The organism is Hyphomicrobium sp., assembly GCF_047600905.1.
In the GTDB taxonomy this organism is placed as follows: domain Bacteria; phylum Pseudomonadota; class Alphaproteobacteria; order Rhizobiales; family Hyphomicrobiaceae; genus Hyphomicrobium_B.
In genome coordinates, this window is sequence record NZ_JASGKD010000001.1 from 1,309,849 (window position 1) to 1,328,686 (window position 18,838).

The 18,838-nt window shown below is 58.6% G+C and carries 23 protein-coding genes and 1 tRNA gene; 11 read left to right on the forward strand and 13 right to left on the reverse strand.

Annotated elements, in window-relative coordinates:
• Positions 1-13: 13 nt before the first annotated feature.
• A complete protein-coding gene (locus QM780_RS06445) occupies positions 14-577 on the reverse strand; it encodes a hypothetical protein (RefSeq protein ID WP_415069655.1) in 564 nt (187 codons plus the stop codon).
• 434 nt (positions 578-1,011) lie between these two features.
• Here QM780_RS06445 and ligD (QM780_RS06450) point away from each other — a divergent pair, with 434 nt between their 5' ends.
• Positions 1,012-2,691, forward strand: coding sequence for a non-homologous end-joining DNA ligase (ligD, locus tag QM780_RS06450; protein WP_415069656.1), 1,680 nt, complete (start codon positions 1,012-1,014; stop codon positions 2,689-2,691).
• An 87-nt stretch (positions 2,692-2,778) separates the two neighbouring features.
• Entirely contained in the window at positions 2,779-3,768 is a 990-nt protein-coding gene (gene ligD / locus QM780_RS06455; protein ID WP_415069657.1) for a non-homologous end-joining DNA ligase, read from the forward strand.
• 231 nt (positions 3,769-3,999) lie between these two features.
• Here the strand turns inward: ligD (QM780_RS06455) and QM780_RS06460 are convergent, their stop codons facing one another.
• Together QM780_RS06460 and QM780_RS06465 are read right to left on the reverse strand one after the other, a co-directional pair.
• Positions 4,000-4,899 (reverse strand): Ku protein, encoded by a 900-nt coding sequence (locus QM780_RS06460; RefSeq protein WP_415069658.1) that lies wholly within the window; start codon positions 4,897-4,899, stop codon positions 4,000-4,002.
• Between the two features lie 151 nt (positions 4,900-5,050).
• Positions 5,051-5,245, reverse strand: coding sequence for a hypothetical protein (locus tag QM780_RS06465; RefSeq protein WP_415069659.1), 195 nt, complete (start codon positions 5,243-5,245; stop codon positions 5,051-5,053).
• A 277-nt stretch (positions 5,246-5,522) separates the two neighbouring features.
• On the opposite strand from QM780_RS06465, the gene QM780_RS06470 reads away from it, so the two are divergent.
• Genes QM780_RS06470 through fabI form a run of 3 tightly spaced genes read left to right on the forward strand, consistent with a single transcriptional unit; the run spans position 5,523 to position 8,490 of the window.
• Complete coding sequence (locus tag QM780_RS06470; RefSeq protein WP_415069660.1) at positions 5,523-6,494, forward strand: bifunctional enoyl-CoA hydratase/phosphate acetyltransferase; 972 nt, start codon at positions 5,523-5,525, stop codon at positions 6,492-6,494.
• A gap of 2 nt (positions 6,495-6,496) precedes the next feature.
• A complete protein-coding gene (locus QM780_RS06475; RefSeq protein ID WP_415069661.1) occupies positions 6,497-7,711 on the forward strand; it encodes an acetate/propionate family kinase in 1,215 nt (404 codons plus the stop codon).
• Complete coding sequence (fabI, locus tag QM780_RS06480) at positions 7,708-8,490, forward strand: enoyl-ACP reductase FabI (protein WP_415069662.1); 783 nt, start codon at positions 7,708-7,710, stop codon at positions 8,488-8,490. Before QM780_RS06475 ends, fabI begins: the two co-directional genes overlap by 4 nt.
• A gap of 38 nt (positions 8,491-8,528) precedes the next feature.
• On the opposite strand, the gene QM780_RS06485 is transcribed toward fabI, so the two are convergent.
• From QM780_RS06485 to QM780_RS06495, 3 genes are all read right to left on the reverse strand, one after another.
• Positions 8,529-8,605, reverse strand: a tRNA-Arg gene (locus QM780_RS06485).
• Positions 8,606-8,698: 93 nt separating this feature from the next.
• Positions 8,699-9,493, reverse strand: a complete 795-nt coding sequence (locus tag QM780_RS06490) for a glycosyltransferase family 2 protein (protein WP_415069663.1) — start codon at positions 9,491-9,493, stop codon at positions 8,699-8,701.
• A 165-nt stretch (positions 9,494-9,658) separates the two neighbouring features.
• The gene (locus QM780_RS06495; protein ID WP_415069664.1) at positions 9,659-9,913 is read right to left on the reverse strand and encodes a GlsB/YeaQ/YmgE family stress response membrane protein; all 255 of its coding nucleotides are present in this window, start codon (positions 9,911-9,913) and stop codon (positions 9,659-9,661) included.
• A 364-nt stretch (positions 9,914-10,277) separates the two neighbouring features.
• Here QM780_RS06495 and QM780_RS06500 point away from each other — a divergent pair, with 364 nt between their 5' ends.
• Positions 10,278-11,108: a hypothetical protein gene (locus QM780_RS06500; protein ID WP_415069665.1), complete on the forward strand. Its 831-nt coding sequence runs from the start codon at positions 10,278-10,280 to the stop codon at positions 11,106-11,108.
• A gap of 49 nt (positions 11,109-11,157) precedes the next feature.
• On the opposite strand, the gene QM780_RS06505 is transcribed toward QM780_RS06500, so the two are convergent.
• Entirely contained in the window at positions 11,158-11,670 is a 513-nt protein-coding gene (locus tag QM780_RS06505) for a hypothetical protein (protein ID WP_415069666.1), read from the reverse strand.
• A gap of 457 nt (positions 11,671-12,127) precedes the next feature.
• Here QM780_RS06505 and QM780_RS06510 point away from each other — a divergent pair, with 457 nt between their 5' ends.
• The 3 genes from QM780_RS06510 to QM780_RS06520 all read left to right on the forward strand — a co-directional run bounded on the left by QM780_RS06510 (position 12,128) and on the right by QM780_RS06520 (position 13,979).
• Positions 12,128-12,556 (forward strand): hypothetical protein, encoded by a 429-nt coding sequence (locus tag QM780_RS06510; RefSeq protein WP_415069667.1) that lies wholly within the window; start codon positions 12,128-12,130, stop codon positions 12,554-12,556.
• Between the two features lie 86 nt (positions 12,557-12,642).
• Complete coding sequence (idi, locus tag QM780_RS06515; RefSeq protein WP_415069668.1) at positions 12,643-13,164, forward strand: isopentenyl-diphosphate Delta-isomerase; 522 nt, start codon at positions 12,643-12,645, stop codon at positions 13,162-13,164.
• A 140-nt stretch (positions 13,165-13,304) separates the two neighbouring features.
• A complete protein-coding gene (locus tag QM780_RS06520; protein WP_415069669.1) occupies positions 13,305-13,979 on the forward strand; it encodes a UdgX family uracil-DNA binding protein in 675 nt (224 codons plus the stop codon).
• 2 nt (positions 13,980-13,981) lie between these two features.
• Here QM780_RS06520 and QM780_RS06525 read toward each other — a convergent pair whose 3' ends face one another.
• Together QM780_RS06525 and QM780_RS06530 are read right to left on the reverse strand one after the other, a co-directional pair.
• Positions 13,982-14,344 carry a hypothetical protein gene (locus tag QM780_RS06525; protein ID WP_415069670.1) on the reverse strand — a complete coding sequence of 121 codons (363 nt, stop codon included), beginning with the start codon at positions 14,342-14,344 and terminating at the stop codon, positions 13,982-13,984.
• Positions 14,345-14,459: 115 nt separating this feature from the next.
• On the reverse strand, positions 14,460-14,657 hold the full coding sequence (locus QM780_RS06530) for a CsbD family protein (protein ID WP_415069671.1): 198 nt from the start codon (positions 14,655-14,657) through the stop codon (positions 14,460-14,462).
• Positions 14,658-14,886: 229 nt separating this feature from the next.
• Between QM780_RS06530 and QM780_RS06535 the strand changes: the two genes are divergently transcribed.
• Positions 14,887-15,324 carry a hypothetical protein gene (locus tag QM780_RS06535; protein WP_415069672.1) on the forward strand — a complete coding sequence of 146 codons (438 nt, stop codon included), beginning with the start codon at positions 14,887-14,889 and terminating at the stop codon, positions 15,322-15,324.
• A 375-nt stretch (positions 15,325-15,699) separates the two neighbouring features.
• Positions 15,700-15,885, forward strand: coding sequence for a hypothetical protein (locus QM780_RS06540; RefSeq protein WP_415069673.1), 186 nt, complete (start codon positions 15,700-15,702; stop codon positions 15,883-15,885).
• A gap of 195 nt (positions 15,886-16,080) precedes the next feature.
• On the opposite strand, the gene QM780_RS06545 is transcribed toward QM780_RS06540, so the two are convergent.
• From QM780_RS06545 to QM780_RS06560, 4 genes are all read right to left on the reverse strand, one after another.
• Positions 16,081-16,608, reverse strand: coding sequence for an HD domain-containing protein (locus QM780_RS06545; protein WP_415069674.1), 528 nt, complete (start codon positions 16,606-16,608; stop codon positions 16,081-16,083).
• A gap of 151 nt (positions 16,609-16,759) precedes the next feature.
• On the reverse strand, positions 16,760-17,710 hold the full coding sequence (locus QM780_RS06550) for a patatin-like phospholipase family protein (protein ID WP_415069675.1): 951 nt from the start codon (positions 17,708-17,710) through the stop codon (positions 16,760-16,762).
• Between the two features lie 196 nt (positions 17,711-17,906).
• Positions 17,907-18,179 carry a hypothetical protein gene (locus QM780_RS06555; protein ID WP_415069676.1) on the reverse strand — a complete coding sequence of 91 codons (273 nt, stop codon included), beginning with the start codon at positions 18,177-18,179 and terminating at the stop codon, positions 17,907-17,909.
• A gap of 101 nt (positions 18,180-18,280) precedes the next feature.
• Positions 18,281-18,802: a low affinity iron permease family protein gene (locus QM780_RS06560; protein WP_415069677.1), complete on the reverse strand. Its 522-nt coding sequence runs from the start codon at positions 18,800-18,802 to the stop codon at positions 18,281-18,283.
• Positions 18,803-18,838: the final 36 nt, after the last annotated feature.

The following is an 18,838-nucleotide window of genomic DNA, read 5'->3' on the forward strand; positions in this document are numbered from 1 at the left end:
TCCGGCTCCGGGCTCAGTACTCGCAAGCGCGATACCGCCGCCACCAGTATGAACTTCCGGTCTGGATGGCGCGGCGATAGAGCCAGGCGCAATCATCGCCGTCATCGCTGACATAATAATCGTCATAGTAGTAGTCGTCGTAATATGGGTAGCCCGCGTAGATCGGGTATCGGCGCCAGTAACGGCCATGGTGATGCCGCCAATTCTTGCCACCGTTCCAGTGGTTGCGGTTGTAATTGGCGTAGCCCCGGCCCGGGCCCCTTCCCGGCCGGAAAGCGCGGTCACCGCGCGGGACACGGCCCATGCGCGGTCCATCGAATGACCGGCTGCGGAAACTTTGGCCGCGGAAACTGTTGCCGCCAAAGCTCGGCCCGCTGCGGAAGGATCGCGCAGAGAAGCCTCCGCCTCCGGAATGTCCGGCGAAATTCCCGCCGCCTCCGAAGTGTCCGCCGCCGCCGCCGAAACCGCCTCCGCTAAAATGCCCCCCTCCTCCACCGCCGTGACCCGCGTTGGCGGGCACGCCTGCCAGGGCCAGGAGCAGGGCCGCTCCTAGCGCCGCGATAATGTTAAGCTTCATTCGAAGTAACTCCTTGGTCTCTCGGTATGGATGCCCTCACGACATCCGGTATCGCTTTAACCTGCCCGCAATTGCCGCAGTTCCTGGGGTCGGAAGGGCCCGCGCGTCCGCCGCTGCGCGCGTCTTCAGCCCTTTTGGAATGCGGCTGCGGGCAAGCGCTTCCGTTAGATAGGAAGCGGCGGCGCGGAAGCGAAGTATCTTTTCGTCTCATCGCGGCCATCGTTTCAATCGGCTTCACGGAACAAATTATCTCTGCGGGCTGTTTCATCTTCAGACGAATGCAACAGCATTCGTCAGGCGCCCGTTAAAAGGTGCCCGGACCGTGCGGGAGCGTCACCGCTCCCCGCGGTCTTTGCCTTGATCTAAGTCTAACGCGGACGCATGCTTGAGCCGTAAAGTCGTTGTTCAAGCTAGCCGTGCGAATTCCAAACGAAATGGCGAAGAAAAAGCTTTCCGAATATCGCGCCAAACGCGATTTCACGAAAACGGCCGAACCGAGCGGCACAGCGGTTGTGCGCCCGGCGCAGCACTTGCGTTTCGTCATCCAGAAGCACGACGCAACGCGGCTTCATTACGACTTCCGGCTCGAACTCGACGGCGTTTTCAAATCATGGGCCGTGACGCGCGGACCTTCGATCGATCCCAAAGACAAGCGTCTCGCCGTCGAAGTCGAAGACCACCCGCTCGACTACGGCGATTTCGAAGGCACTATTCCCAAGGGCCAATACGGCGGCGGCACCGTCATGCTGTGGGATCGCGGCTACTGGGCGCCGATTGGCGACAAAAGTCCCGAACAGCAATTGCGTGACGGCGAGTTGAAGTTCGTGCTGGCGGGCGAGAAGCTCGAAGGCAGCTGGGTTCTGGTCAAAATCAAGAACGATCGCTTCGGCGGCGGCAAGCGCAACAACTGGTTGCTGATCAAGCACAAGGACGAAGGTGCGCACGCTGGCGATGCCGACAAGATTCTATCGCTCGACCGTTCGGTGGCATCGAAACGAACGATGACGCAGATTGCGGCAGGGACAGGACGAGGGCCGGAGCCGTTCATTATGCGCGGAGGCCGGGCGAAGCGACCCGATGCTGTCTGGAATTCGAATGCTTCGTCAGGAGACGACGACCCTGAGCCCGCGGCTCGCAAAAAGCCGCTGAAACGGATGCCGGTGCGCACGATGGCAAAGGCCCGCTCCATGAAGCCTTCATCAAAAAGTACGGGAGCGGATGCGGTGCTCGGCATCGCGATTTCTCGCCCGGACAAAGCGCTTTGGCCGAAGTCCGATGGCGCGGCAGTCACCAAGCTCGATCTCGCGCACTATCTCGAAGCCGTCGGCGACTGGATGCTTCCGCATATCAAGGGTCGACCGTGCTCAGTGGTGCGGGCGCCGGACGGGATCGATGGTGAACAGTTTTTCCAGCGCCATGCCATGCGGGGAATGTCAGCGGAGATCGATCTCGTCCGGATCTCCGGCGATCGGGAGCCCTACATTGAAGTCAATTCCGTCGAGGGCCTGGTTGCCCTCGGCCAGATTGCGGCGCTCGAATTTCATCCGTGGAATTGCGCGCCGTTCGAGCCTGATGTTCCGGGCCGGCTCGTGTTCGATCTCGATCCGGCGCCCGATGTCGCGTTCGGTCGCGTCGTCACCGCCGCCAATGAATTGCGCGAACGGCTGGAAGCAGTCGGGCTCGCCGCCTTCTGCAAGACGACGGGGGGCAAAGGCATTCATGTCGTTGTACCCCTCAGAACGCGCCGCGGCGACGGCGTCGGATGGGACGAGGCGAAGATGTTTTCCGGCGCGCTATGCCAGCAAATGGCCAAAGACAGTCCGAACGATTATCTCATCAAGATGACGAAGAAGCTTCGCACGGGGCGGATCTTTCTCGATTATCTTCGCAACGATCGGATGGCGACCGCCGTCGCGCCGCTTTCGCCGCGAGCGAGGCCCGGGGCGACCGTATCGATGCCGCTGACGTGGGCGCAAGTGAAGCAGGGTCTCGATCCGAAGCGGTTCACGGTCGAGACGGTGCCGGCGCTTCTGAAGAAATCGAAGGCATGGGAGGACTACGATCAATCCGAACGCCCGCTGAAAGCTGCCATCAAGAAGCTTTTGGGAACTTAAAGCGCCGTGAGGGGAATGGGCCAGAGCACGCGCAAGCGGCCGAAACCTCGGCGGGCGGGAGACGGCAAAGCTGTCAGCGCCCCTCGCATGCCGTCAAAAATCGCCGGTGCGGTCAAGGCGGCGATGCCGGACTTCATCGAACCTTGCCTCGCCACGCTCGTCGCAAAACCGCCGACGGGCGATGAATGGGTGCATGAAATCAAATTCGACGGCTATCGAATTCAGGCGCGCATCGACAAAAACGGGGTCCGCCTGTTGACCCGTAATGGGCTCGACTGGACCGATCGCTTTGGCTCCCTTCCTAAAACACTTGCGCAATTTCACGATGGCACGGCCATTATCGACGGCGAAATTGTCGTCGACGATTTATCCGGGCGTTCGAGCTTCACGGCACTCGCCGAAGCGCTGAAAAGCGGCCGCAGCGACAAATTCATCCTGCACTGTTTCGATCTGCTTTATCTTGACGGGTTCAATCTCATCGAGGCGACGCTTCAGGATCGCAAAGCGCAGCTGGAGAAGCTTTTCGCTCGGCGATCGAAGGCCGGACCGATCCGGTACAGCGCGCATTTGGCGGCGGATGGCGCCCGCATGCTGGCCGACGCCTGCAATCTCGGTCTTGAGGGCATCATCTCGAAGCGGATCGATCGGCCTTACCGCTCGGGTCGGCATGAGGACTGGCTCAAATCGAAATGCATACAGGTCGATGAATTCGTCATCATCGGCTATCTCGTTTCGAGCACTGGGGCCAATGCCGTCGGCGCGCTGGTTGTTGGCTACTACGAGAAAAAGCAGTTGATCTATGCCGGTCGCGTCGGCACGGGCTACACGCACCAGATCGCGAGCGACTTGATGCGCAGGCTCAAACCACTGCGGATCGACGCAGCTCCCGTCAGCGCGTCACTGACGAACCTGCAACGCAGGGACGTCGTTTGGGTGAAGCCTGAGCTTGTTGCCCAGATCGAATATCGGGCGTGGACCGCCGATAGGTTGCTGAGACACGCGGCGTTCAAGGGCTTGCGAGAAGACAAGCGCGCACAAGACGTCCGTCGCCCCGTCGTCAAGACGATCAAGGGCTGAATGTCTCAAAATGTTCCGAAGACGATTTTCTGCGTCAGATGCGGCGTCATGATCATCCACATCCAGAGTGCGAACATCGGGTGCATTGGGATCTCCTGAATTTGCAACGCAATCAGGCTACTTCGCTACCCGTGTTCACTCCTCACAACACAGCGACGACGAATTCGCCGGCGCGACGCGATTTAATGTGCGTCAATGTATCACGAATTCAGTGCTTCCCAGACTAAAAAATCAGCGTCCTCGAGTTTTTCGCTTTTGTGCTTTCGACGGTTCACGCTTCGTCGGCTCGCGCTTTTGTGCGGAAGCAGCGGTTTTGGCGCGGCCGCCGGATGATTTCGTTTTCGACTTGCCGGTCGAACGGCGCAACGCCTCCATGAAATCTATGACAGTGCCGCCGGAAGGCTCATCGCTGCCGCCCGCCACTTCGGTCGCGAGACCGCCAGCGACTTTCTCTTTCACCAGGGCACGCAAAGCTTCTGCATAGTGGTTCTTGAATTCCGACGGATCGAATTTCCGCGTCCGCTCGTCGATGAGCTTCTTGGCCATGTCGATCAGCTCGGGGCGAAGCTTGCCGGTGCCGATATCTGAAAAGATTGCGTCGGCGTCGCGGACTTCGCTCGCGTAGCGAAGCGTCTCGATCAGCAGGCCATCGCCGCACGGCTTCATCGCAATAAGGTTCTCGCGACCGCGGATCGTCAGCTGGCCGATGCCATACTTCTTGGTCGCGCGCAGAGCGTCGCGGATGATGCGATAGCCCTCTTCGGCGACGTCGCCGTCCGGCAGCACATAATAGGGATTGTCGAAATAGAGCGGATCGATCGAGCAGGCTTCTACGAATTCGGTCAGTTCGACGGTGTGACGTGTGTTGAGCTTCAGCTTGTCGAGTTCGTCGGGTTCAAGGAGGACATAATTGCCGTCGTCGAGCTCATAGCCCTGGACGATGTCGGATTGCGGCACCACGCGGCCGCCCTCGCCCGCCACCTTTTGATAGCGAATGCGCTGTTTGGTTTTCCGGTCAACTTGATGCAATGCAACCTTGTCTTCGGATGCTGTTGCGCTGACGAGACGGATGGGAATGGTGACGAGCGCAAGCCGCAAATGTCCTTTCCAGAAGGACCGTGCCGTTGCCATGGCTCTACTCCTTGAGAACGCGATACTTAACTAAGCTTAGCACGTCCCGGGCGTCCGGCTAAGAGAGCTTCGGTCATCAACGCGCGTTAATGATGAGGGTTCCTTGAGCGGCTTTTTGGTGCTCGGGTTGCCCCGGCATAAACGGCGCCGTTCAATCCGGACTGATGATTGCGACCCAATCATATCGGTGGGCCAGCTTGCGCCGGTAGGCTTCGGCGTCCTCGCGGGTCGCAAACCTCAATGCCTGGTCTGCATCCGGCGTTTCGGTGTCGTTCTTGCCGAGGTAGAGATCGGGGCGGCCGACGTAGACGACATCGGGCTTCCGTTCGACCAGCATCCACTGCATCGTGCCGCCTCCTCAATTATGTGAGGTCGTCGCGATATAAATGCAGTTCGCGATCGGGCAAAATCAAAAGATATTGCGGCCGAAATGAATGGTGCACATCTTCAGCCTTCGCCGAGGGCATTCGGCCTTGTTTTGTTTCGGCGCTTCGGCCTCGCGCCAGCGCGCGTATATTCGAGACACCCAACGATCAAATCGAGTCCAGCCACACGACGATATGGCGCGGCCTTTGGCTTGATTTTCGTCAATTACGTCATATAGGCGAGTTGTCGTTATTGATATGCACGCCAATCGGAAACAAGTTGGTGATACGAAATTGCGCCGTCACGAGAAATACGAACATCTGATTGCGGCGGCAAAGCAGCTGGAAGCATTGCCGACGGCCGTCGCGCATCCTTGTGACGAGACTTCGCTGCGCGGGGCCGTCGAGGCTGCGGAGGCCGGCCTGATCGTTCCAATTCTGATCGGCCCACAGGATAAGATTGCATCTGTCGCGAAAGAGCACGGACTAAAGATCGACGGCTACGAGATCATCGACGTTCCTCACAGTCATGCCGCCGCCGACAAAGCCGTCGAAATCGTTCGCGCGGGCAAGGCCGAGCTATTGATGAAGGGCAGCCTGCATTCGGACGAGTTGCTCAGCGCTGTCACCGCCCATGACACTGGACTTCGGACGGGACGGCGCATCAGTCACGTCTTCGTCATGGATGTGCCGACGCACGCGCAGACGCTGTTCGTTACCGACGCCGCCGTCAACATCGCGCCCGATCTGATGGAGAAGCGCGACATCGTGCAGAACGCGATCGACCTTTTCGTCGGCCTCGGTCTCGGAACGCCGAAGGTGGCTATTCTTTCCGCTGTCGAAACCGTCACGACCGCCATTCCATCGACGATCGATGCGGCGGCTCTGTGCAAAATGGCCGATCGCGGACAGATTACCGGCGGCGAACTCGATGGTCCGCTTGCTTTCGACAATGCCATCAGCCCGGAGGCCGCACGGATCAAAGGCATCACGTCGCCGGTGGCCGGCCAAGCGCAGATCCTGGTCGTTCCCAATCTCGAGGCGGGCAACATGCTGGCAAAGAACCTGACGTTCATCTCCAACGCCGATGCGGCCGGAATTGTTCTTGGCGCGCGCGTTCCGATCATCTTAACGTCGCGCGCCGACAATGTCCGGACGCGTATGGCTTCCTGTGCCGTCGCCACATTGTTCGCCCATAGCAGGCGGGCCAGCGCACCGATCAGGGCCTGACGATGGCTGAGACGATTCTGGTGGTGAACGGCGGCAGCTCAAGCATCAAATTCGAGCTTTTTGAAATCGACCACGGCGATGCGCTGAAGCGCGTGCTGCGCGGCCAGATCGAGGGCATCGGCACCCACCCCCGTCTGATCGTAAAAGATGCCAACGGCGCTGTCGCCATAGATCAAACGTGGAGCATCGATGAAGTCGGCGAATTGCACGATGCGCTCGACAAGCTCGTAATATTTTTGCTCGACTTCGTTGGCGAGCTACCAATTGCGATCGGCCATAGGGTCGTGCACGGCGGTCCGGACTTCGTGGAGCCGACCGTCGTTACTCCGGAGCTCGTCAAGCGTCTTGAACATTTCATTCCGCTCGCGCCCCTGCACCAACCCAACAATCTCGAGCCGATACGGTTCGTGATGACGCGGCATCCGCATCTGTTGCAGGTCGCATGCTTCGACACGGCATTTCATCGGGGTCACCCGGAGGTCGCGGACCGCTACGCCATCCCTGAAAATCTCTATGTCGAAGGCGTGCGCCGGTACGGATTTCACGGCTTGTCCTACGAATATATCGCACAGCGGCTACGCGATGTTGCCCCCGACATCGCCGACGGCCGAGTTGTCATCGCGCATCTCGGTAACGGCGCGTCGATGTGCGCGCTCTCGGCGGGAAAGAGCATCGACAGCAGCATGGGGTTCACCGCACTCGACGGGCTGCCGATGGGAACGCGTCCAGGTCAGCTCGATCCTGGCATCGTTCTCTATCTGCTCAGCGAAAAAGGCATGGGTGGAAAGGAGATCGAGCATCTCCTTTATCATGACTGTGGCTTGAAGGGTTTGTCCGGCATCAGCAACGATGTCCGCGATCTGCTCACAAGCACAGATCCCAAAGCAAAGTTGGCGCTCGACTATCTCGCGTATCATATCGCCACGGTCGCAGGCATGTTTACGGCGGCGCTTGGCGGAATCGATGCTCTCGTTTTTACCGCGGGCATCGGCGAGAACGCGCCTGCGGTTCGCCAAGCCGTCGCGAACCGTCTTTCGTGGTTCGGCCTCGAACTTTGCGAGAACGCGAATGCAAAAAACGAGATCAGAATTTCGCGTGAAGGATCGCGCGTTTCCTGCTTTGTGATCCCGACAGACGAAGAGCTTATGATCGCCCGGCACACGCTGCGAATACTTCAGAGGCAAGCCGGCGGTGTGATCGAGGAGAAGCAGGCATGATCGATGTCGAATCGCTGAGCTTGCTCAAAGGTAAGAAGGCGCTCGTGACGGGCATCGCCAACGACCAATCGATCGCTTGGGGATGCGCGAAGGCATTCCGCGCGCTCGGAGCCGATATCGCGATCACCTATCTCAATGACAAAGCCAAGCCGTATGTCGAGCCGCTCGCAAAAGAGATCGACGCGGAACTGTTGCTGCCGCTCGATGTCCATCAGGAGGGACAGCTCGACGCGGTTTTCGAAGCAGTCGGCAAGAAATGGGGCAAGCTCGATATTTGCCTTCATTCGATCGCCTATGCGCCCAAGGCCGATCTTCAAGGACGCGTCGTCGATTGCTCCAAAGACGGGTTTCTGCGCGCGATGGAGATTTCGTGCTGGTCGTTCATCAGAATGGCGAAACTCGCCGAGCCTCTGATGACGTCAGGCGGCGCGTTGTTCACGATGACCTATTATGGCTCGCAGATGGTAGTCGAGCACTACAACATCATGGGGCCGGTGAAGGCAGCGCTCGAATCCGCCACCCGCTACATGGCGGCGGAGCTTGGGCCTGCGGGGATTCGCGTGCATGCGATCTCACCGGGGCCGCTCAAGACGCGCGCCGCATCGGGCATATCGGATTTCGACGAGTTGCTGCACAAGGCGCAATTGAAAGCGCCGACGCGGAGCCTGGTATCGATCGAGGACGTCGGGACGGCGGTCGCGTTCCTTGCTATGGATGGCGCCAAACTGATCACAGGCGAGACGCTTTACATCGACGGCGGATATCACATCATCGACTGACGGTGGCAGCGCCGTCAGCGGTTGGGCGAAGCGGATATTGGCGATCCCGGCTGGATTCGAACCAGCGACCCTCTGCTTAGAAGGCAGATGCTCTATCCAACTGAGCTACGGGATCTTGCGGTCCAGTCTATAGCCACAAATGCCGGTTGGATGAAAGCGGCTTGATTTCGGACGTGGAAAAGACGGCAGCCGGCCCATTGGCGCTCCGTCATGCCGTCAGCGGCGATCGGGACGATTTTTCTCGCTGCTGGGCAGCCCGCCAAATGCGATAGATCTTCAAGTAGCGATAGGATGCCTGGATCGCGGCATAGCGCAAGCCCTTGAGGCCGCCCATGCAATGCCGCCGCACGACGTAGTATTTGAAGAAATTCATCGGCAGTTCGGATAGCAGGCGAAGTCGAAGCGAACCGGCTCCGTTCGGGCTGGCGTTATCGACGAGCAGCCACGTCCTCTCGTTCAGTTTTCGCTTCATGTCGGCGAAAGAACGCATCGAGAAATGATGTATCGGCGCCTGCAGACGCCCGACGGCATGGCTGCCGGTGACGACGGAATTGTGAATGCGGGAATGACGGAAGCGCACGAAGCGCCGATTGTACAGGCGAACATACCAGTGATCGCGGGCAAGCGGCCTCGGTTTTGCGCAGCCCGGATACACCATCTTCAGCGGCATACCGTAGGCGACGAAACCGGGTCGTTCGTTCGCGAAGACGGCGAGAATTTCCTGCATCAGTTGTGGCGTGACGACCTCGTCGGCATCGAGGTTGAAGACCCAGTCGTTGCGGCATTGCTCTTCGGCAAAGCGCTTCTGTCCGCCAAAGCCCAGCCAGGGTTGCGTAATGACGCGGGCACCCTCGGCCAGCGCCACGCCAACAGTGTCGTCCGCGCTCTCGCTGTCGACGACGACGACCTCATCGACCCAAGGGCGAACGGCGCGAATGGTACGGGCGATACGATCCGCTTCGTTTTTCGAGATTATGAAACAGGAAACAGGAGCTCGTGCCATTCCGTAAATGCTCGTCGACCTATCTGCACAAAAATAGCCGACCGCTATGCGGACGCAGCTGAACATCCGTCGCATGCGGCAATCTCATCCGATGCGATCAAACAATTCGGCTGCCCAGATCGCATCGCGGCGATTAGGCAGCCGGAATCTCCTTGGAACAGGCCGCTAAGCGCGCTTCACCAATCGCAACAAGAACAACAATATGATCGCGCCAATCGCGGCGGCAATTATCTCTCCAAGAATACCGCCACCTAGCCTAAGACCGAGATACGGAAACAATGATCCGGCGATAAACGCACCGATGATGCCGACGATGATGTCTCCGGGCAACCCGAAGCCGCCGCCACTCATAATTTGTCCGGCCAGCCAGCCGGCCGCAGCTCCGATCAAGAGCCAGATTATCAATGCAGTGGGATCCATTTTTCTCTCTCCCTGTCAGCACGCTCACGACTTCGAAACATTGTTATGATCCGCGTCAAAACGTCCGCTGACAAGTTGGACATCGGCACTTGGTACGAGATCGTCTGATTCTCGAGCGCTGCCAATGCGCTATGCCCGCTCAAATTCTGAGCAGCGCCCGCAGCTTGTTCGGAAATTCTTCCCGCTGCCCGATGCTGTTGGGCAACAGATCAACCGACATAGGCCGGTCTAGGCCAGTCCCTGCTCGACATACACAAGATGAAGCTTTTATGTCGATTACGTTACAGTTCTGTGATGATGGGGACATGGCGTTGCTGACCCGAAACCGCTTGGTGGGGGCGGTCGGCGCGCCCGCTCAGGCACCATGGCGAACAGACTTCCATTCGACGAAAGTCAGAAACACCTGCTGCTGGTGGCAGGGGTTTCGGGGTCTGGAAAATCGACTTTCATCCGCGAACTGCTGCGAGGCAATCTGGGGCCTGAGATCAAGGCCGCGCTGCCATCCAGCGCGCGGCAATGGAACAATGTGCTCGGACGGGAGCGGCCGCGGTGGCGACCGTTCTCTCACGGCGACTGTGATAAGCCGCGCGGCCAGATTCTTCACTTTGAAATCACCGAAGGCTATCGGCGCGAACAACAAACGGGTAGTGCCGGAAAGGGGCTCCTTCCCTATGGCGCGCACGAGTTGCCTGCACTTTTGAAGCGTATCGCCGCGGTCGAAAAAATTCACGTGGTCATCGTGCGTCCTCCGCGCGAGACCATCATTCGACAACTGACAGAGCGGACGGCCGTGCTGCATCTTCCTGTCGCTGTCCGCGCGCTCGCCGCGCGCTTCGCACCGCAAATCCGCGCATTGGAGAAAGCTCTTCCGAACTGGATGACGGCCAACGCCGCAAAGGTGCTAGGGCGCTCATGGGCACATCGTGCGCGCGTTCGTTCCGTGAACGACAGATTGTGCGATCTCTATGCGCAGCCCAATGCCGTCGAAAGGCTCTATCAGCACTGGGAAGCGTCGTTGCAGGCTTTGTGCGCCGACAAGATCGCCGCGCCGTTCGTCTATGTCGAGTTCGCGCGCGCCAGCTTCGGTGCGAAAGCTTTTTGTCTGACCGAGCCGACCTTCGTGCCGCCTGCGCGTCGAGCCTCTGCACCGTCGCACGATTACCCGGCCGCGCCGATTTTCGCCGCGACGACCTGAGCGACTGCACCAGACGACCGTCCGTCATTTTTCCGAAATTATGTCCGGATCAGGCGGACCGCAGCCCGCCGGAACCCGACAGATTGCTCGCTCGGAAGCGCCGGACGGCGAGATAGCCGAGCCCCAGGAAAACCACGAGGTTCAGCCCCTGTGCGCCGATAAACGGCGGCTCAGACTGGGTCGGCGCGACTGCCTGAAGTGCTTGGACTTTCTGGAAAAGCTGAACGATGAGCACGAAGACGTTGAGATAGAGCGCGGTCGACGCCGACACGACATAAATCCATCGCCAGGCGCCGGCCAGATGCCGGCCGTAAAGCGCGAAAAGCGCGATCGCGAGTACGGCGAGCGAGATGATGCCGACGATGTGGGATGGGAGAAGCTTCGTGAACGGAAAGCCGAACCCCGTCACGCTGGTCAATACAGTCGTTGCAAGGAATATGGCCGTCAGCGCGGGCATTTCGGCGTCGGCCACAAACCCCAGAAAAACGATCAGTCCCGTCGCGATGCCGATGAGGCTCAACACGACATGCACCAGCGTGAAGGTATCCATGCCGAAGATCATTTCCCTGTCTCCGCGTTGCCGGGTTGGCCAGATCGATCTTGCTTTCTCCATAGTAGCAAGCGGAACGAATGTATGACAGCGTCTAGATGTCGATCGTCATGGATCGAGACCGCGGGAGTTGCCCGGCATTGGTGGCGCCGGCATCGAAGCTCAATCGCAGGAAAGCGCGACTGGCGTGCCTTTAATCCTGGCATTGCGTTTCCGGTTGGCCTACCACTTGGGCAAGGCGTGAGTGTTCAATTTGCCGTCGTGCCGGCACCAGCTGAAATGCGCGAGGCCGGCCAGTGAGTTAACGTCCCCGCGCGGCTATGGCATGTTCCTTGATCAATGCCCGATGATTGAATTCAAACATGCAGAGCGTGCCCCCGTGAGCCAGGACGACATGCATGGCTACACAGTGGCCTATGAGCGGGAAGAGATTTAGTTTCCCGTTTATGTCGTCGCTTTCGTCGGTGCAGTGCTGGCGACAATCGGTTTCGCGATCGACAACATTCTTTTGGTTGCACTTTCGCTCTTCGCCTTCGGCTTTGCCTACTATAATTTCCCGCTGCTGGAGACAGGCAAGCCGCGCATCGGCGCCGGGCAATATGGCATCTTTGCAGAGGGGCTTGGCATCGTCGCGTGGGGATCGATCAAGGAGATCGAGCTGGCGCCTGTGGAAGTCCGCGGATCGACGAGCAACGAGCTTCGCATCATGCTCGAAGACCCGCTCGATCGTGCGCTGATCGCCGATTGGCGGAAGCGGCCGTTTTACCGCTTTCTGATGCGACTGCCGTGGATCTCCGCGCCAAACAATGTCATCCGAATTCCGCTCGACGTTTTTGACCGGCCGGCAGATGAAATCATGCGTACCTTCAATCGCATGTTGACATTCTTCCGCCGCTGACTTGGACCCGCCCCCTTCCCCTTCGCACAGGCGCTATTGTCGGCGGAGAGTGGTATGCTATGGGGAGGTCGGGGGAATTCAGAGATATGCTTCGAGAAGAAGTCGTCCTCGTCGATAAAGAAGACAATGAGACGGGCGTCGCTGAAAAGCTCGAGGCGCACCGGCAGGGCAGCCTTCACCGCGCCTTTTCCGTGATGGTGTGGGACACTCGTGGGCGGCTGCTTTTGCAACGCCGCCAGATCGATAAGTATCACTCCGGTGGACTGTGGACGAATACGTGCTGCGGTCATCCGAGGCCGGGTGAAACGTCGGTGCAGGCAGCGGCACGGCGCCTCAATGAAGAGATGAATATCATTTGCCCGTTGGCGGCGATCGGGACGTTCACCTATCGGGCGGAACTCGACTCCGACCTGATCGAGCATGAATTCGTGCACGTCTTTCGCGGCATCTATGACGGCATCGTGGCGCCCAATCCGATCGAATGCGACGGCTATAGCTGGTCGAGCCCGGACGTCATCCGCCGACAGATTGCGGCGGTACCGCAAGCCTTCAGTGCCTGGTTTCGCAAGTACGTCGAAGCCGAATGGCCGATCGCGCCGCCCGGCTGAGCCAATAGATCACGGCTGCTGCGCGGCACGGCCGCATGCGATAAGCTTCCCGTCGAGCAAATCTTTGCAGCAGCGCGGAACCTCAGTGCGCGCCCACGCGTCGGGTCATCGAAGCGATTGCTTACGACGAAGCGAACATCATGTCGAAACACGTAGCAAAGACGACGCGGACTTCGCTGCATACCGGCGAAGCAAGCGGCGACCTTTTTGACGACCCGCCGACGCACGAACTGCGCAGTCTGGCTGCGCTCAACGAAGCCATGGCCGCCGAAGGCCCGAAGGTCGAAGGCGGCAAGCGTGCGGTTTTTGGCCAAGGTCCGATCGGGAGCGCTCTCGCCTTCGTCGGCGAGCAGCCGGGTGACCAGGAAGACCTGCAAGGAAGACCGTTCGTCGGGCCGGCCGGGCAACTCTTAGACAGGGCGCTCGCGGAAGCCGGGATCGACCGCGCGGAGTGTTACGTCACCAATGCGGTCAAGCACTTCAAGTTTCAACAGCGCGGAAAGCGTCGCATCCACCAAAAGCCGACTCTGGGTGAAGTGAAGCATTACCGCTGGTGGCTGATGAAAGAGCTTGAGTTCGTCCACCCGCACCTTGTGGTGGCACTCGGCGGAACCGCTGCTTACGCGCTTGCCGGCGCTCCCGTCACCATCGGCAAATCGCGGGGACCTGCCGACTTCGGCGCATTCAAGGGATTCATCACCGTTCATCCCTCCTCGCTTCTGCGCATACGCGAGGACGATGAACGCCAAGCAGCCTTCGCCCACTTCGTGCGCGATCTCAAGGCCGCAAAGACGATTTCCGATAATGTCACTTAGCGCTACTGGCGCGCCGGGTATCTGACTTTGCTTTCGATCGTTTCGGCCTCTTCGATCAATGCTTCGCCCAGTCCCAACGCTTGTTCACGCGTAAGGCCGTAGGCGGGTTCATCCTCAAAGCGGAGCATCACCACCGGCTCGTGGCGGCCATGACCGACTGCGAAACTGTCGGGAATTTTCGTCAAATTCGTCCCGCGTTTGTTATCGGCTTCCGCCAGAAGCAACGCGAGTGCAGCGATCGCATCCCGACCCAGCGAGATCGTCCGGCATTCTCCGGCGGCGTCGCAAAGAGAAATTTCAAGGCGGTTGTTCGACCGATCCCGTTCGGAGCGTGTCAGAATTTCTGCGTTGAATTTTTCGGACATTTGAAATTTCCCGGGCCTAGAGAATCGCAGAGCCATCCTGCCATTCTAAGTGCTCCGGGCAAAAAGAAAGGCCCAAAAGTTGGGCCTTTCCATCGCCGAAGTGGCGTTTTCGTCATCACAGAGAGTTGGACCAGGTGTCGAGTTCGCGCTTGGCCTGATCCTTGGCGTATCCGTAGCGCTTCTGGAGAATGCCTTCGAGCTGTTCACGATTACCGTTCACCTGCGCAAGGTCATCGTCGGTCAATTGACCCCATTTTTCTTTGACCTTGCCGCTGAACTGCTTCCAGTTACCCTCGATACGATCCCAATTCATGACATAACCTCCTTGTGTTGTGCCGGTTGAAACGTCGGCCGCCCAAGAGAGGTTCCGATCGACCCGGATTTTTGAGAAGTTTCCGTCGAAAAGCCAAGGCTCGCCGGGAACCAAACCCGCGGGTCCGGCGTCATTCCGATGCTGCGGTTGCGGATTTCGAACGCCGCGGTTGCGGATTTTTTTTCAATCGAGGCCGCGGACGCGAAATTTTTCTTTGGAGCGTAACGCGATGACGGCGGGCGGGAGTGAAGTATCCGCTAATTGCAGGCGCGGAAAATCGCCGTCGTCCCTAAGGCGGTATGTCCCGCGGAGGGGCCTTCGTCAAATTTTCAACGGCCTTTTAAGACGACTGGATGCCATTTTCGGCAAGCCGCAAAGCTCTATCGGCACGGGTTCGGAGAATGTGATGAAAGCCAGTGAGTATCTGGAAGCCTGCCACGAAAACGCGATCGACGCCTATACGGTCGAGGACGCCATTTTCTGGCACAACGAGATCATCAGCGAATTATCGGTCGAACTCAATTTAATCGGGGCGACGCGCTGGCCGCAAACGGTCAAAGAAAATATGGCGGCTGCGTTGCAAGAGCGGAGAAGTCAGCATGCGGCGGCAGTGACCCGACTGGCCGCGATCCTCGAGAGGAACGAGCGGTTGAGCTGGAGCCCGTAATGGCTGCCGCCTCCCGCTCGCACTCATGCGAAAGCTATTGGTTGCGCTCTTTTTTTGCGACCTTCGCCTCGCGCTTCTTCAAATTTTCCAGCTTGCGCTGACGGGCGATGATCCGGCGGCGGCGATTGTCCGACATCGTTGGCATCGGTTGTCTCCTCATATCTAAAACAGCGTCCCCTGCCGGACTTCAACCGGACCCGGGATGAGGTGCGCTTCCTAACAGGCGATATGCCGTTCGTCACCGAATACTTAACGCGATCGGCGGAGAGGCCCAGATTAAGCGGAAATAAAGCAACTTAGATCAAATAATTTGAAGTATTTGTCGCGTATTCTAAATGCGCTTTATGATCGCTTGAACACAGGAAGACGCGCGAAATGGCCCAGTTGGCTCAAGTCACCCATCCTCCGCACGACGACTGGGTGACGGAATTCAAGGAACGCGCGGTACCGCGTCTGCGGACACTGTTTACCGCCGAACGAGACTTCACCGTGCTGCCGGACATCATTGCCGAGCCGCTGCGGCGGTTGTCGCTCGCCGAAAAAAACGCCGACAGATCGTAGTTTCAAAAGAAGAACACCCTGGCCGGGGGAAGCCAGGGTGCGCGGGATTAACCACGGCTGAGGGAATACACCCGGGGGAAGGTGTGAACCGTGGTGCTGGTAATACGCTCTGGTCCGAGCACTCGTTCCTGCGACATTCGGTTCGCTGCGAGAATTTATTCCGGTCTCATTGGGAAGCGGAACGGAGCGATTGCCTCAAAGCGAGGCCAACTCTGTCACAATCGCCGCCCTCTGAAACAGCGGCAGCCTGAGAAGGCGGCTGCCCTCAACTTCGGCCATTTTCTTTAATTGCAGCCGCTTGTCCTCCAGGAACGTCAGGCCGAAGTCTGGATTATGGGTGACGATGGCGGTGCCGTTGTCGATGATGTCGGCGAGCTTGATGAGCTTGGCATGCCAAGGGGCACGCGAAAGCCGCCACGCGGATTGCGTGGCGCAGGCTTCTTTGCTGCCTTGTTCGGAATCCGTCAGCCAAAAGACGAGTTCGGCAACCGACGGGCCGAATTTCTCGATCAACTCATCGACAGTGGTGGCGGTTTTCTCCAGCGTATCGTGCAGGAAGGCGGCCGCGACAACGTCGGGCGATTTGTAGCCGTGGTCTTTCAGGATCGCGACGACGCCGTCGAGATGCTGGATGTAAGGCATACCGTCGTGAGTGCGCACCTGGCCATTATGTTTGGCCAGGGCGAAATCTCTGACATCCTGGATCGTGGTTGCTACCGTCATCGGATGTTCGACTGCTCCGCAATTACAACGCAGCGTGAGAGAATGCGCACTTTTTAGACGCGCAAGAGTACAAAGCAGTTTCCGAGGCGTGACGATCTGCCGTACGCGGAAAACAGGAACCAAGCCCGCGGATTTGCGGACACAGATATTCTTAGCCGGCAAAGAGCCGCGTGTTGACCAATGCGGGCGGCGGCGAATTTAAATAGCGGTGGATCATGGGGATATGCGGCTCGATCGCCTCGCGGCCGCTGGTGATCATTTCGTCAGCACGGTGAAAATCAAGGACTCCGATATCAGCCAGATCCGGTGCAACTAGCAAATCCGGAGGGTCACCCATCAAGCGCGCCCGCGAGATCCGGTCGTGAAAAATACTGAACGAGTTGAGAATGACCGACGTTATCCCCGGAGCCCCATCGCTTCGTCCAAAGAGCTGGCGATGGAGAAGCTGAAGCGCCCCTCGCCCATTCCAACGCGTGATCGGCGCTTCGTCGAGAGTTGCTTCTTCGATGAGTTCTTCTTCGTCATCGCCGATTGAAATTCCGCCCCGGCCGAACTCGGTCGTCAAATTGACGGCAACGACGACGCGCGCACCTAGTGCACGGCAAACCGAAACGGGAATCGGATTGACGAGGCAGCCGTCGACGAGCCAGCGCCCGTTGAGGCTGACCGGCTTCACGATGCCCGGGATCGCAGAAGACGCGCGAACCGCGTCGGTGACATAGCCGCGGCGAAGCCAGACCTCCTGGCCTGTGGACAGATCGGTGGCGATGGCCGCAAACCGCGTCGGAAGATCTTCCATCTTCACGCCTTGCAGGTGATCCTCGAAGCGGTCGAACAAGCGCTGTCCGGCGATAAGGCCGGAGCCCGAGACGCTCAGATCAAGAAAACTGAAGACGCGCCGTCGCGTCAATTCGCGAGCAAAACCTTCAAGGAGATCCAATCGTCCGGAGGCGTAATGTCCTCCGACGATTGCACCGATCGAGGTGCCAACGACAATTTCGGGTTCCAATCCGGCGTCCGCCAATCCGCGCAGGATGCCGATATGCGCCCAACCGCGCGCCGCGCCTCCACCCAGGGCCAATGCGAATTTCTGCTTCGGCATCGATGCGAACTCCCGGCATTCCTCCCAAGCGACTCAGAGCAAAACGCTCTAAGTAATATTTAGTTCGATCACGGGAATTCGCAAATCGATTTGGCGATCATCGCAAACGGACTAGGCTGGACGGTTGGTATGCAGTGCGCATTTGCAAATGCTAACGCTAGTGCAACGCAGTACCCTGGGGTCGACGGCTCGGAGATCAGAGCGCGAGGGTGCCTTCCCGTTCGGTCCAATAGAGGTCTGCCAGACGATCGAGAATGTCGTTGGGAAGAGGCGCCCTTGGCAGATCGGACTGCAGATAGCTGCGTGCAGGAATAAGCGGTCCATCCGCGCTTGAGACGCGTGCGTTGCCGAGGTCGATCAGCTTGTGCGCATCGGCATCAGGCCGTCTCTCCGGGTAAAGCCGCAAAGTATCCCACACGCCGGATTCCCATGCGCGTGCCATCGCCATAGACCAAATCCAAACTGCCATTGCGGGATGCATCTTTGTTCTCCTTGAGCAACACGATGCAAACGCGCCTGGAAACAGTTCAGTTTCGCCTGCGACTTTATCTCCGGAAGATTTATTAGGATTTACTGCGCTGAGCTGGAGATTGCGTCCGACTTCCTTCGCCGAGCAAATTCCTTCTGCAACTGCTCCATCTCCTCGTCCGTGCAGTTCTCCAAGTCGATGAGCATATTGCGTGCGCTCTCTGTGCTGCGTATCAGCTCATCGAGCTTCAGTTGTATGGCTTTCCCATCCCTGTTCTGGCTGTGCTGAATGAGGAAGACGGCGAGGAAGGTCACCAACGTCGTTCCGGTGTTGACCACGAGCTGCCAAGAGTCCGAATAGTGAAACAGCGGACCCGTCGCAGCCCAAATGATGACCGACAAAGTGGCGACGACAAATGCCGATGCCGAGCCGATTACGAGTGCTGACTTTCCAGCGAAATCGGAAAACCAACACAGTATCCTTTTTTGCCAAGGCTGCCGACAACCGGACGAGTCATCGGAAGCTGTGACGTGCCGGGTGTCCATCATTCTACGAGCCATGTCCGCCGCTAGCGCTGGAATAGCGATTTTCATACAGCAACGCGGCAACAACGCACTTACCATGCGCGTTGTTCCCGAGTGCTGTCGTAGCTGATTTGC

What these genes read in the sequence shown, in the direction of transcription:
- QM780_RS06470 (WP_415069660.1), top strand. Translation starts at nt 5,523, where the DNA reads ATGCACGCCAATCGGAAACAAGTTGGTGATACGAAATTGCGCCGTCAC.
- QM780_RS06535 (WP_415069672.1), top strand. Translation starts at nt 14,887, where the DNA reads ATGACGGCGGGCGGGAGTGAAGTATCCGCTAATTGCAGGCGCGGAAAA.
- QM780_RS06525 (WP_415069670.1), bottom strand. Translation starts at nt 14,344, where the DNA reads ATGTCCGAAAAATTCAACGCAGAAATTCTGACACGCTCCGAACGGGAT.
- QM780_RS06560 (WP_415069677.1), bottom strand. Translation starts at nt 18,802, where the DNA reads ATGGTAAGTGCGTTGTTGCCGCGTTGCTGTATGAAAATCGCTATTCCA.
- QM780_RS06495 (WP_415069664.1), bottom strand. Translation starts at nt 9,913, where the DNA reads ATGGATCCCACTGCATTGATAATCTGGCTCTTGATCGGAGCTGCGGCC.
- QM780_RS06545 (WP_415069674.1), bottom strand. Translation starts at nt 16,608, where the DNA reads ATGACGGTAGCAACCACGATCCAGGATGTCAGAGATTTCGCCCTGGCC.
- QM780_RS06555 (WP_415069676.1), bottom strand. Translation starts at nt 18,179, where the DNA reads ATGGCAGTTTGGATTTGGTCTATGGCGATGGCACGCGCATGGGAATCC.
- ligD (WP_415069656.1), top strand. Translation starts at nt 1,012, where the DNA reads ATGGCGAAGAAAAAGCTTTCCGAATATCGCGCCAAACGCGATTTCACG.
- idi (WP_415069668.1), top strand. Translation starts at nt 12,643, where the DNA reads ATGCTTCGAGAAGAAGTCGTCCTCGTCGATAAAGAAGACAATGAGACG.
- QM780_RS06445 (WP_415069655.1), bottom strand. Translation starts at nt 577, where the DNA reads ATGAAGCTTAACATTATCGCGGCGCTAGGAGCGGCCCTGCTCCTGGCC.
- QM780_RS06520 (WP_415069669.1), top strand. Translation starts at nt 13,305, where the DNA reads ATGTCGAAACACGTAGCAAAGACGACGCGGACTTCGCTGCATACCGGC.
- QM780_RS06490 (WP_415069663.1), bottom strand. Translation starts at nt 9,493, where the DNA reads ATGGCACGAGCTCCTGTTTCCTGTTTCATAATCTCGAAAAACGAAGCG.
- QM780_RS06475 (WP_415069661.1), top strand. Translation starts at nt 6,497, where the DNA reads ATGGCTGAGACGATTCTGGTGGTGAACGGCGGCAGCTCAAGCATCAAA.
- fabI (WP_415069662.1), top strand. Translation starts at nt 7,708, where the DNA reads ATGATCGATGTCGAATCGCTGAGCTTGCTCAAAGGTAAGAAGGCGCTC.
- QM780_RS06460 (WP_415069658.1), bottom strand. Translation starts at nt 4,899, where the DNA reads ATGGCAACGGCACGGTCCTTCTGGAAAGGACATTTGCGGCTTGCGCTC.
- ligD (WP_415069657.1), top strand. Translation starts at nt 2,779, where the DNA reads ATGCCGTCAAAAATCGCCGGTGCGGTCAAGGCGGCGATGCCGGACTTC.
- QM780_RS06530 (WP_415069671.1), bottom strand. Translation starts at nt 14,657, where the DNA reads ATGAATTGGGATCGTATCGAGGGTAACTGGAAGCAGTTCAGCGGCAAG.
- QM780_RS06505 (WP_415069666.1), bottom strand. Translation starts at nt 11,670, where the DNA reads ATGATCTTCGGCATGGATACCTTCACGCTGGTGCATGTCGTGTTGAGC.
- QM780_RS06465 (WP_415069659.1), bottom strand. Translation starts at nt 5,245, where the DNA reads ATGCAGTGGATGCTGGTCGAACGGAAGCCCGATGTCGTCTACGTCGGC.
- QM780_RS06550 (WP_415069675.1), bottom strand. Translation starts at nt 17,710, where the DNA reads ATGCCGAAGCAGAAATTCGCATTGGCCCTGGGTGGAGGCGCGGCGCGC.
- QM780_RS06540 (WP_415069673.1), top strand. Translation starts at nt 15,700, where the DNA reads ATGGCCCAGTTGGCTCAAGTCACCCATCCTCCGCACGACGACTGGGTG.
- QM780_RS06500 (WP_415069665.1), top strand. Translation starts at nt 10,278, where the DNA reads ATGGCGAACAGACTTCCATTCGACGAAAGTCAGAAACACCTGCTGCTG.